The organism is Psittacicella hinzii (assembly GCF_003585885.1).
GTDB lineage: Bacteria > Pseudomonadota > Gammaproteobacteria > Enterobacterales > Psittacicellaceae > Psittacicella.
In genome coordinates, this window is record NZ_NRHC01000080.1 from 1 (window position 1) to 11869 (window position 11869).

Consider the following 11869-nt stretch of genomic DNA (forward strand, 5'->3'; position numbering starts at 1 on the left):
TGAACTAGGTAACTTAGGAACTATCAACACAAAACAACAAACAGCTTTGCCGTTTAAGGTAAAGTCAGACAACTAAACTACAGTTACAAACAACTGTTCAAACAATAGTTACAACGATAACTACAACTATAGTTACAAACAACGATAGTTACAACGATAGTTACAACGATAGTTACAACGATAGTTACAACAATAGTTAAAAACAACAACTAATAACATTTACAAACAACATTTACAAACAACAAATAAAACAACAGGAATCTAGTTATGAAAATCAAAACAGCATTAGTATCATCATTAGCAGTAGCAACAGCTTTCGTTTCTTTTAACGCAAATGCAAGCTCTAACGATCCTGCAACTGCTTACCACGATTATTACAAAATGTCAGCAGAGCAAAAAGCAACTGCTAACACAGAAGTGAAAACTATTGAAGTTAACGGTAAAAGCATTCAAGCTTCAGTAAGAGCAAGTGAAAGTGGTATTGTTGACATTGCTTTAGATAGCCCAGCAAACTTCACTTACTACACTGTAGGTAACTTAATTGTTAAAGCTCCAGCTGATATGCTTTTAACTGACATTAACGCTTCATTAACAGCTCTTGGTTATGAGCAACAAGTTTCAAATGTTGGTTACTTAATGAACCAAGTACAAATTAACAAAAAATCTTAAGATTTACCCCATTTAAATCTAAGAGTTTAGCTCGCATCCTTGAAGTTTCCTCTTAGCATTGCTAAGAGGAAAACTTTATTATCATAAAGCAAGCTTATAAGGCAAAGAACTCATAAATTGAAGAACATAGAAGAGATCGAAGAGATCATATTTTAAGGAAAGCTCACACTTAGAAAAGTTCTTGTAAAAATTTTCTTACTAATTGCTTAAGTTAGCTTAATTAGCTTTCTGTACCATTAACTTTCTGTACCTCTTATTCCTATCTTATGTCGTGGGGTTAATTAACCTAACTTAATCTATTAGAGAGTTGTTTGTAGTTAAGCTTATAACTACAAAACAGAACAACGAAGTACTAAAACATTGGATTCTTTATTTAGTATCTCTTTGTTGTTTTATTGTCTGAAGATCACCTATTATGGGTGGTCTTTTTTTTTATGTTAAAAACCTCCTGCAAGTTTCTACTTGCAGGAGGTTTTAGTTATCTATTCTTATTGTGTTTAAGTATGTTTAAGTGTATTTAAGTGTGTTTAGGTGTATTTAGTATGTTTAAGTGTATTTAGTGGGTTTAGGTAGTTGCTAGTCTACTTTTAAGTTAAAAACCAATAAGGATAACGGAAGTAGAACATTAATGGAAATACTGAACGGTAAATCAGTAAGTCATAGTTATTGGTATTGACTGCATGAACGTAAAGAGTATTTGACCATATAACAAAGACTAGCATCACAAACATAAAAATGTAAGTAAAGTTCGAGCGAATTGGTAAATGAAATACTCGTCGCCAAACATAGACCCCAAACAGCAGTTCTACCAACAAGAGAGGAGGTAGAAATATAAAGTACACGTAAAACTCTTGGTAACGTGGATTGTTAACTAAGAGCCATACAAGTTTTTCCAGACTTAAATGCTCTTGGTAATGATTGTAGACAGCTTGGTCTAGTGCCAAAAGCATAATTAGTAAAGTGTAGTAAGTACCAATAAAAAGACGGTAATAGTGTCCGTTTTTGAACACAAATGAAGCAATAATTGGTACTACTCCACTAACAATAGCGAGTAAAAAGAAATGACTAAATAAAGTCGCAATGTAGTAAGACAAGCTTACATAAGAGTGAAACTCTAAAGGGTATAAGTAGAGAGAACCTAATAACCAGAGGATAATTAGATTGAAGAGAACAAACCAATAACTCCATCTGAGGTTCATCATACGTCTTTGATGAGGTGATAAGTACTCAGTTGAGTTTAATAGTATGTGCATAGCTTAATTCTCGTAACTAAAGTCGTTAAGAATAAAAGTTTGAGGATCAACCTCCATCTCTTTTAACTCTTGTAAAGTTGTGAGACAAAAACTAATGTGTTCAAAGTTGTACCCTTTGCTAAACATATGGCGTTGCATTTTAGCTTTAACCTTAGCATCTTGTAGCTCAAGCTGGTCATAATCTTTGCGAATAAAGTAGTTAAAAGCTTGTTTAAACCAATCAAATTGAGCCTCATCTAGCGTTTGCTCAATTAAATGGTCGCGAATGCCATTAATGCGAAGCTTGTTGGCAATAGTCAAAGGTCCAAAGCCGGCAAGAGCCTGATCATGAACAAATGACTCGGCATAACGCGCATCACTTTGATACTTTTTCTCTACCACAATTTGTAAAGCTTGCTCGGCTTCATTATCAGGGTAGTTTTTACTTTTTAGTTTTTGGCGTAACTGATTTAACGAGTATTCTTTGCGACTTAAAAGGTAAATTAAATAATCGTATGCTGACATGATTAACTTAATTGTTGTGCAAGTAAGCTCGTAATTTGTGCAAAACCTTTACTTTCAATGTCAGAGGCAATCATTTGCACAAACTGCAATACTTGGGTTAAAAGAGTCGGGCTATCTAAGTTAACTAAACTATGCCCAGCAAAATCAAAAGTATAAGTTTGACGAATAGTTTTTTGTGCTTCTAAGTCCCCTACAAACACATGGACATGAATTTGCTCTAGTTGTAAACCCATAACAAAATCTTGGATTTGCGCAGAGTTACGAATTTTGTCTTGCCAAATTTGTGTAAGTACTTGTGGAGTTGTTGGGTGATACTCTTGGTAAGCTTGCGCTTGTAACTGGTGGCGGAGGCGATTAAACTCTTCGGTAATCGCACTAGTTAGTACTTGCTCACCATCTTTATTCACAAAGTGAGCATATACCCCTAAAGGTAAAGAGCAAGAGCCTCCAAGTAAGCGCGCTACCCCTCTTTCAATATTGGTCAGTAAAGCATTTACCGGGTCATTTAAAAACTCACTATAAGCAGAAACTTCTTGGTTGTCGTCCCATTGTACGGCAACTATACCTTGTCCTGGAGCACTTACCCATCCTTGTTCTGGACTTAGAATTTCTACCTGGAGATCTGCAAGAAAACCAAGGCGATCTAAACCAGCACGTGCCAAGATAATAGCATCATACCCTTGCTCGGCATCGTTCAGTTTAGCTAGACGGGTATTAACATTACCACGGAGAAGTTTGGTTTTTAAGTGCGGGTAGAAATAAGCAAGAAGAGCTTTACGACGTACTGAAGCTGTACCAACTACTGCTCCAGCTGGTAAGTCAGCTAAGCTTTTGTATGGACTTCCTGCAGGAAAAACTGCAAGATCTTCATGGTAATGACGAGCATTATAAGTATAGAAAAATTGCTCTTCCGGAATCATTGGTACATCTTTTAAAGAGTGTACTGCAATTTGTGCTTGCTTAGCTTTTAGAGCTTGCTCAAGCTCATAGGTGAATAAACCTTTACCACCAACTTTTGCTAGAACGGTATCTAGTTTAATATCTCCCGTAGAAACCATAGGTAATAGTTTGGTTTCAAAGTCATTAAAAGCTGGTAAAGAGTTAATAAGATCTTGGATCATATTAGCTTGCCACAGAGCCAGAGCACTCTGGCGAGTGGCAATTACAAGAGGATTTTTTGTCATCATATCTTTATTTGTGGAAAATTTTTTTACCTTTCTATTATAAAGGTAAAGAGGCAAGCTAAGGCAATTTTTACAATAGGAGAGCTAAAAGGGAGCTAAAGGAAAGCAAAAGGAGAGCTATAGAACTAAAAGAAAAGAGGCAGGTAACTGTCAAGCTGATAAAACTGCTAAGCTAAGAAAACGGCTAAGCTAAGCAAATAAAAAAGCTAGGACTGTTAATAACAGCCCTAGCCTAAAAAAATGCTTATGAAACAAAAATAAGAAATTAAATTAAACTAAAACATAAGTAAGAAGTCATTAAGCGTTAATTCCATTTCTTTGCTTTATTTATACGGTTAACTTTATTAATTTAAAGAGCAAAGTAGAATCTTTTTGCAAAAACTCAAAAAAGAGTTGGTAACTCGAGGTTTTTTACTCATAATTTTTTAGTTTGGAACGCTTACCTAGGGAGTTACCACCAAGTACCACCAAGTACCACCAAGTACCACCAAGTACCTAGGGGTTAGCACCAAGAGTTTTTGTAAATTAGATTACTACTTGCGAGACTTTTAACCACTAGGTTACTTATGCTAATTTACTCTGCAGGCTAGATTTCTTATGCTAATTTACTCTGCAGTTTCGTTTTTACTTGGTAAGTTCCAGAGCTGTTTGAACTTAAGGACGCCAAGCTTACTTAACCAAGAGTGCACGTTTTGTGGACTTTTTTCTAGTAACGAACCAACAAACATAGCTTCGACATCTTTGACATTTTCCACTTGCCAGTTATTGAGATTGGCTTTAAAGCTTTGCGCTTGGTAAAACATGCCTGTCATGTCGGTTACTTTGTTAACTTGCCAGTGACTTAAATCAGAGTTAAAGCTGGAAGCATAAGCAAACATTTTTGCCATAGATCTTACTTTACCAACATTCCAAGAACTTAAATCAGAGGTAAACTGATTTGCTTGGTAGAACATATAACTCATGTCTGTAACTTGCGCGGTATTCCATTGGCTTAGGTCACTATTGAACTGTTGCGCTCCCATAAAAGTTCCACGCATGGAAGTTACCTTGCTGACATTCCATTGAGAAATATCCCCTGCAAAAGCACTACAAAGAAAGAGGTAGTCTAGGTTAGTCACCTGACTAACATCCCATTGAGAGATATCAATTTGTTTGTCTGCTTTCAGTAGATCCTTTGTATAGTCACAACTAAACTGGGCAAGCTCAGCTTGAGGACTTGCTTGCACATTTGCTTGCGTATTTACTTGCTCTATCTGACCTGATAGATCTACCCCCTCGTTATCGTCTGGTAGCTTGCTCTGCGTAGCAAAAGCAAAAAGTCCCTGAAGAGAAGTCATCTGACTCACATCGATAAAGTTAAGATCAAGTACTTGTGGAGCTTGATTGCGCTTACGAGCTTTTTGTCCATCGCGCATCCACATAAGTTGATACTCTTGAGTATGCAATGCAAGATAAGTTTGAAGAAACTCTTTGAGGGCTCTAAGATCAGTAAAGCTTACTCGTACCTTGGCTTGAGCAAGATCATAACCAAAGAGTTCAGGAAAGTCTTCAGGTGAATAAGAGGGATTAAGTAAGTTAGGAGTTGGAGGAGTTTGCTCTGCGCTAGTGCCCTGACTAGTTTGTTCCCCTGTTTGTGCGCCTGTTTGTGGGGTGCTTTGTACGTTAGAGCTTGCAAATGTACTTGAGCTAAGGAATGGCAAGAAGAGCAAGCAACTAGCTAACATGAGCTTTGTATAAGTATTCATTTGTGCAAGTTGTTGCTTGGCAGAGAGTTCAGCTTTGCTCATTGTTTGCATAGAGGAGCAAACAACAAAGCGAGAGGCAGAACGAAATGATTTGGGCAATAACTTGATTAATAACTTAGACAATAACTTGGGTAATAACTTAAGTTTTGTAAGAGAGAAATTCATGTAATCTTTGCTTTGTGAGGAGAGAGTTTAATAATATTATACCCAAGAAAAAGAGGAAAACTCTAATAGAGTTTTCCTCAACAAGTTATTTTTAAGTTTTGCTATTTAGTTAAGAGGTAAATTCCTTTAACTTAATTTTGTGAAGTTTCAGTTGCCTTAGCTTCACGATTAGAAAGAAGACGGTACATAAAACTCATAATCCAGAAAGTCGCACCGATTACACAAGCGGCAATAATGTTACTTGCAAGTACATCATGCGCATAGTGGTAGCCGAGGATAATACGACTTGCCTCTACGAGTAAGCCCCAAGTAACTACACCAGCAGTTACTAACCAGAAGCTTGCTTTGCGCGCCATAAATGCCATTACCATAAAGATCATCATCCAAGTAGCTGCAAAGATTGAATGACCTGATGGGAATGAGTAAGGACTTTCATCAGCAAGTCTGTCTAAAGCAGCACGACGTGTTTCTTCTTGCGGACCTTGCATGTATGAGTTTTCATAAAAACGGATAAAAGCAATACGTTTTTCTTTATCAAGTTTATCAAAGTAGTAATCTAAGTAATCTTGTACACGTTTTGGAGCTTGATCATCATTAACGTCAATGGTAGTTTCTCCAGTGTAAGTACCATTTTCTAGAGAGTTAATTAGATTACCAATTGAATCATCACCAGCTAAATCAGCTTGGTATGGACTTGGATTGCTCGGGTTACTTTTGTATGCTTTCTCAAAGTCAGAGATAAATCTCTCCGCGTCAATTTCTTGTAAACGATAAGCGATTTGATAAGTAAATGGACGTGGTTCTTCAAGAGTATTTTTTACTACGGATTTGATTACTTGGGTTGCTACAACTGCAGCAAAGCAGTAAACGGCAATAGCAATGCAAAGTTTGAAGTTAGCGCGATAAAAGTAAAGCAATACTGCTAGTAGAAGTATGCTTATAATAACTGCTGCTACCGGATTTGCGGTTACTGTAATCAGATCCCAAAATGAACTATAAGTAGCTAGCTTATTTAAATCCCAGGTATACCCACTAAAAATAAAAGCTAGAGGTAAAGCAAGTAAAACCAAAAGTGGGAGGTAGAAGTATCTAAATTTCATAGAAAGCTAAAAAACCAGTTTGTTGTTTAATTTGTGTTAGCTATATTTTTAGCTAATATTTTAGCATAAATAAAAAAGCCTTTCCTTGTGGTCGTGAAAGGCTAATAATCAATATACATTATCTTTATCTTTTGAAAAAATTAGATTAGCTAAAAATATACATGATGGACATGTATTTAAACTAACTTTGCCTATTATATCACAAGAAAGAAACTTTTGGACTTTTGCTTACAGCTTGAGTTGTTTTCTCTCAAAGTCTTGGGAGGCTAGAATTGCCGTAGCTCAAAGAGAAAGTAAGGAGTTCAAAGATAGTACGAGCAATACCTCCAAATGTTAGTTTTTTGTTTTGTCTAGCATTTGGGGTACAGCTCATAAGCAACTTAAAGATCTCATAAGCAACTCAAATATTAAAGATCCCACAAGCAACTCAAAGATTAAAGATCCAAAGAACAACTTAAAGATCCTACAATCAACTCAAAAAGGAAAAATGAAGTAAAAAGTAAAAAAGCTATGATTTTGTGGTGCAAAATCATAGCTAGAAGCCGAGAAAACTCGGTTAATTTTTATCTTTATCTTTTTATAATGTTTGCGACTGGAAAGTTCACCTTACGCAGCTGCGCGCCAGTGACCTACTCCATTCTCATCTTCTTTAGCAGTACGAGACATCATATCTGCCGCCGAAGTATTTTTACGTAAACCAAGTTCGTGTTCACGTGCAACCACTTTACCACGTAAAGAGTTTGCGTACACATCAGTAATTTCGATATCTACGAAAGTACCGATAAGCTCTGGCTCTCCAGCAAAGTTAACCACACGGTTATTTTCAGTACGGCCAGTTAGTTCCATAATATTTTTCTTCGAAATACCTTCAACTAACACACGTTGTACTGTACCTAGCATACGGCGTGAGTAAGCCATAGCTTGTTGGTTAATACGTTGTTGGAGTAAATATAAACGTTGTTTTTTAGTTTCTTCAGACACATTGTCTTCTAGATCAGCCGCAGGTGTACCTGGACGTGCTGAGTAGATAAAACTAAATGACATATCAAAGTTCACGTCCGCGATTAAGTTCATCGTATCTTCAAAATCTTGATCAGTTTCGTTAGGATAACCTACGATAAAGTCTGAAGAGATTTGAATGTCAGGACGTGCTTCGCGTAGTTTGCGAATAATAAATTTGTACTCAAGACGTGTATGATTACGACGCATTAAGTTAAGAATACGGTCTGAACCAGATTGTACTGGTAAGTGTAAGAAGCTTACTAGTTCAGGAGTATCACGATAAACGTCAATAATATCGTCAGTAAATTCAATTGGGTGAGACGTTGTAAAGCGTAAACGATCAATACCGTCAATTGAAGCTACTAAACGTAGTAATTCCGCAAATGAACAAATTGTTCCATCAGCTTTTTCACCACGGTAAGCATTTACGTTTTGTCCAAGTAGGTTAACTTCACGTACACCTTGTTGTGCTAAGCTTGCAACTTCAAATAGTACATCGTCTAATGGACGAGATACTTCTTCACCACGTGTATAAGGTACCACGCAGAAAGAACAGAATTTGTTACAACCTTCCATAATTGATACGTAAGCTGTTGGACCTTCCGCACGTGGCTCTGGTAACATATCAAACTTTTCAATCATTGGGAAGCTAACGTCAATAACGTTTTTCTTACCAGAATTGATTTGGTTGATTAGTTCCGGAAGACGGTGGATTGTTTGTGGTCCGAAGATAATATCAACATATGGAGCACGTTCTTTAATGTGTTCACCTTCTTGTGAAGCTACACAACCACCTACGCCGATAATTACATCACGATCTTTTTTGATGTTTTTCCAACGACCTAATTGGTGGAATACTTTTTCTTGTGCTTTTTCACGAATTGAACAAGTATTTAATAAAAGAACATCAGCTTCTTCAGGAATCTCTGTTAACTCCATTCCTTGGGTAGCTTGAAGAAGGTCTGCCATTTTACCTGAGTCATACTCATTCATTTGGCAGCCCCATGTTTTGATGTATAATTTTTTACTCATAATAGATAAACAAATGATTAAACAAAAAACATAGTGAGGGCCTTTCCTAAAAGCTAGGAGAACAGTTCCTCGGAAAGCGTACTAATGTATGCTATGTTGTAGCGAGTTTGCAAGTAGATAAAGTTAAAGTGGCGCTTATGGGTTTACGTGTAGTACCTTTACATATGACATTTCTACAGTAGCACTTCTACTTGTTGTCTTTCATATGTGACACCTTGACGTTCGTACAATAACGGATCGATAATGTACGACAACGTATCGATAGCGTACGACAACGACACGACCATAACGCAATATAAGTTATGCCTGTTTGCTTACATTAAAAGAAGTTGTTTCTCCTTTTTAATGAAACGGTGCTTGACCGATTTTTGTAAATTTTACTTGTGACAAACTGCTATAATAATTTCTGTAGCAAATTATAAGCAAAAATTTAGTTTTTTGCAGAAGAGTGAGGGTATTTTTAAGAAAAAGTTGGTTAATGCTTAACTAAATATTAGTAATTCTTAATTAGACTGATAAAAGTAAGGTAAAGAGGTTAATTGAAGGTCACTTGCGAGGGAATTAGTAACTTCTACTTTTCTGTTCTTCCGTTCTTCATTCTTCTGTTATAACGTTCAGGAATTACATTAAAGAAACTAAACCCAAATTTACATTGCTGAGGAATTGTTTGCTCTGTTTGTTACGGCTACCAAAGTAGACGTAAAATTTTATCGTAAAGACTTGGCTTTGAAGCAGACTTTGAAATAGACGTTGAAGCATAGGCTAAAGCAGAGGCTAGGCTAAAGTAGAGGCTTAAGCTTAAGCTGAAGTCTAAACTAAATAGCTGTTGCAGCAAAAGCCTTACAACAAAACTAAACAATTCTTGAGGAATGTAAATTTAATTTAAATTAAGACTATTATGACAAATTTAAATTCTCCAAAAACTTATCTAAAAGTTTTACAATTAGGTAATTTAGAAACCACTCTTGGCAGAGTAACTTTCCCAGAAGAGAAAAGTCTGTTTATCGCCGGAGCTGGTTGTGTTGGTTTAGCGCAAGCTCTTGCTTTATTAAAGCAAGGCTTTACGGTTTTTTTACATGACCCTAATCCTTTAAAAGCTTGGGACGCCTCTAAACTTGATTTAAAAGTATTTGCGGTTAACCATGTAAATGCAAGCTTTCTTGAGCAAATAGGTGGTTGGCAAGAAATAGCTGCCCAGCATGTAAATCCTTATGATCAATTAACTCTGCACGTAGGTGAGCAAGAGCAAACAACTTTATTTACTGCAAGCGAAGTAAACCTAAATCAACTTGGGTATATGGTAGAAAATGCTGCCCTAGTAAATGGCTTACTCCAAGCTTGCCAAGCTTATGGAGATAAGTTTGTTTTCTTAGAGCAAGTAGCAGTTGAAAAAGCAGTAAAACGTTTAAGTTCAACGTTTTCTATTGCTGAAAGTTATGCTCCGCAAGCTAAAGATATAAGCTGGGAGATTGCTTTTAGTAACGGTTTAGTATTACAAACTAATCTAGTAATTGCAGCTGACGGAGCAAATTCTTTCTGGCGTAAGCAAGCAAATATCGCAGTTGATATTCATTCTTACCCAACTAAGTGCATGCTAATTGAAATCGAAGGACAAGGCTTAGAAGAGTTTACTCACCTTACTTGGCAACAAGTAGATGCTAATGGTCCTAAAGCTTGGTTACCTGTAAAAGCAAATCATGGTGTCCTTTGCTGGTACGATGAAATCGCAACCATTGATAGCCTTGGTAAACTTTCACCTGAACAGTTAAAAACTAAAATCAAAGACAACTTCCCAGCAGACAAGCTTGGCTCTGACTTTACCGTAAAACAATTTGGTAGTTTTCCTCTAGCACGTCAAAGAGCAAAACACTATTGGCAAAATAATGTGTTACTAGTAGGGGATGCTGCACATACAGTTTCACCATTAGCTGGACAGGGGTTAAATCTTGGTTTACAAGATGTACAATGCCTAGTTCGTCTTTTTGCCGATCACACCTTTACGCAACTAGATGCACTTGGTAAAGCTTATGCCTATGAGCGTTATATCGATAACACTCTAATGCAGGAGTTCTTATCAGCTCTGCATCATACCTATATCTCTCGTTCACCAATTGCCAAAGTCCTACGTGAAAATATGTATCGCGTAAGTGGCATTACGGCAGTAAAACACTATGCTCTTAACTATGCTAATGGTGAGCGCGGTTTACTACGTGGGATTGCAGAGATAGGGCAAAGCGTAATGGCTTTACTTGGTAAGAAATAATTCCAGCTCAAAGCTAAATATATAACCATATAATTAAAACCCCGCCTGTTTGTCTAAACATGGCGGGGTTTAACTTATTGAGCTTTGTAATTGGAGCTCTGTTATTTGAGCTCTGCAATTAGAGTTTAGAGCTCTTCAATTAGAGTTCAGAGCTCTGTTATTGTTAGAGATCTGCAATTGCAGGAGCTTTGCAATGGTTACGCAGTAACATAGTTTTGTAGATTAACGACTTCTTGGCAATAGTAGTCAATTAAGCCTTGTTCATGACTAACTATAATTACCGCGCAGTTTCTTTGCTTACAACTCCTAATCAGAAAATCCAAAATTTCTCTTTGCGTTAAAGGATCTAAACGACTTGTAATTTCATCAGCAAAGATTACCTTTGGCTCAAAAAGTAAAACGCGAAGAATAGCTAAACGTTGTAATTCGCCTCCAGATACTTGATTAGCTGTACGTTCAAGGAGTTCTTCTTTGAGTTGGAGTACTTTTAAAAGTTCTGGAATTAAAGAGGCATTAAGTTGATGACGATTTATTACATCTTGCAGTAAAATAGCAAGTTTTACATTAGGAGCAAAAGAGCTAATAGGATCTTGATAGAGCTTGAGAATTTGTGGAACTTTACGCTCGGGAAGATGCCAAGTAATAGAACCACTTTTTGCTTTGAGCAAACCACATAAAGCATCACCAACACTAGATTTACCTATTCCTGAAGGACCTACAATTCCCAGTACTTGACCAGCCTGTATAGAAAAACTTAACCCCGCAAAGAGTTCTCGCTTATTACGAGCTAAAGTTAGGTTTGCAACCGTACAAATAGTCTGCTTCTGGTTATCTTGGACATTTTGCTCTTGCGTTTGCTCTGGTGCTTGTTGCTCTAGAGTTTGCTCTTGAGTTTGCTCTTGCGTTTGCTCTGGTGCTTGTTGCTCTAGAGTTTGCTCTTGAGTTTGCTCTT

General features: G+C 36.8%; 9 protein-coding genes. 2 read left to right on the forward strand and 7 right to left on the reverse strand.

Annotated elements, in window-relative coordinates; all coding sequences use genetic code 11:
• Positions 1–267 precede the first annotated feature (267 nt).
• The gene (locus CKF54_RS06155; RefSeq protein ID WP_119525490.1) at positions 268–669 is read left to right on the forward strand and encodes a hypothetical protein; all 402 of its coding nucleotides are present in this window, start codon (positions 268–270) and stop codon (positions 667–669) included.
• Between the two features lie 587 nt (positions 670–1256).
• Here the strand turns inward: CKF54_RS06155 and CKF54_RS06160 are convergent.
• The 6 genes from CKF54_RS06160 to miaB form a co-directional block, all read right to left on the reverse strand.
• Entirely contained in the window at positions 1257–1922 is a 666-nt protein-coding gene (locus CKF54_RS06160) for a DUF3413 domain-containing protein (protein ID WP_119525491.1), read from the reverse strand.
• Between the two features lie 3 nt (positions 1923–1925).
• Complete coding sequence (locus CKF54_RS06165) at positions 1926–2426, reverse strand: regulatory protein RecX (RefSeq protein ID WP_119525492.1); 501 nt, start codon at positions 2424–2426, stop codon at positions 1926–1928.
• Between the two features lie 2 nt (positions 2427–2428).
• Positions 2429–3610 (reverse strand): hydroxymethylbilane synthase, encoded by a 1182-nt coding sequence (gene hemC, locus CKF54_RS06170; protein ID WP_222987544.1) that lies wholly within the window; start codon positions 3608–3610, stop codon positions 2429–2431.
• A gap of 605 nt (positions 3611–4215) precedes the next feature.
• Complete coding sequence (locus CKF54_RS06175; protein ID WP_222987546.1) at positions 4216–5397, reverse strand: BspA family leucine-rich repeat surface protein; 1182 nt, start codon at positions 5395–5397, stop codon at positions 4216–4218.
• A gap of 254 nt (positions 5398–5651) precedes the next feature.
• Entirely contained in the window at positions 5652–6620 is a 969-nt protein-coding gene (locus tag CKF54_RS06180; protein ID WP_119525495.1) for a phosphatase PAP2 family protein, read from the reverse strand.
• A gap of 606 nt (positions 6621–7226) precedes the next feature.
• Positions 7227–8654: a tRNA (N6-isopentenyl adenosine(37)-C2)-methylthiotransferase MiaB gene (gene miaB / locus CKF54_RS06185; protein ID WP_119525496.1), complete on the reverse strand. Its 1428-nt coding sequence runs from the start codon at positions 8652–8654 to the stop codon at positions 7227–7229.
• An 898-nt stretch (positions 8655–9552) separates the two neighbouring features.
• Between miaB and CKF54_RS06190 the strand changes: the two genes are divergently transcribed.
• Positions 9553–10917, forward strand: coding sequence for an FAD-dependent monooxygenase (locus tag CKF54_RS06190; protein WP_119525497.1), 1365 nt, complete (start codon positions 9553–9555; stop codon positions 10915–10917).
• 197 nt (positions 10918–11114) lie between these two features.
• Here the strand turns inward: CKF54_RS06190 and CKF54_RS06195 are convergent.
• Positions 11115–11869, reverse strand: a 755-nt coding sequence (locus tag CKF54_RS06195; protein WP_119525498.1) for an ATP-binding cassette domain-containing protein, incomplete at its 5' end; no start/stop codon positions are given.

Coding starts and splice junctions, on each gene's coding strand:
- CKF54_RS06155 (WP_119525490.1), top strand. CDS start 268: ATGAAAATCAAAACAGCATTAGTATCATCATTAGCAGTAGCAACAGCT.
- CKF54_RS06160 (WP_119525491.1), bottom strand. CDS start 1,922: ATGCACATACTATTAAACTCAACTGAGTACTTATCACCTCATCAAAGA.
- CKF54_RS06165 (WP_119525492.1), bottom strand. CDS start 2,426: ATGTCAGCATACGATTATTTAATTTACCTTTTAAGTCGCAAAGAATAC.
- hemC (WP_222987544.1), bottom strand. CDS start 3,610: ATGACAAAAAATCCTCTTGTAATTGCCACTCGCCAGAGTGCTCTGGCT.
- CKF54_RS06175 (WP_222987546.1), bottom strand. CDS start 5,397: ATGAGCAAAGCTGAACTCTCTGCCAAGCAACAACTTGCACAAATGAAT.
- CKF54_RS06180 (WP_119525495.1), bottom strand. CDS start 6,620: ATGAAATTTAGATACTTCTACCTCCCACTTTTGGTTTTACTTGCTTTA.
- miaB (WP_119525496.1), bottom strand. CDS start 8,654: ATGAGTAAAAAATTATACATCAAAACATGGGGCTGCCAAATGAATGAG.
- CKF54_RS06190 (WP_119525497.1), top strand. CDS start 9,553: ATGACAAATTTAAATTCTCCAAAAACTTATCTAAAAGTTTTACAATTA.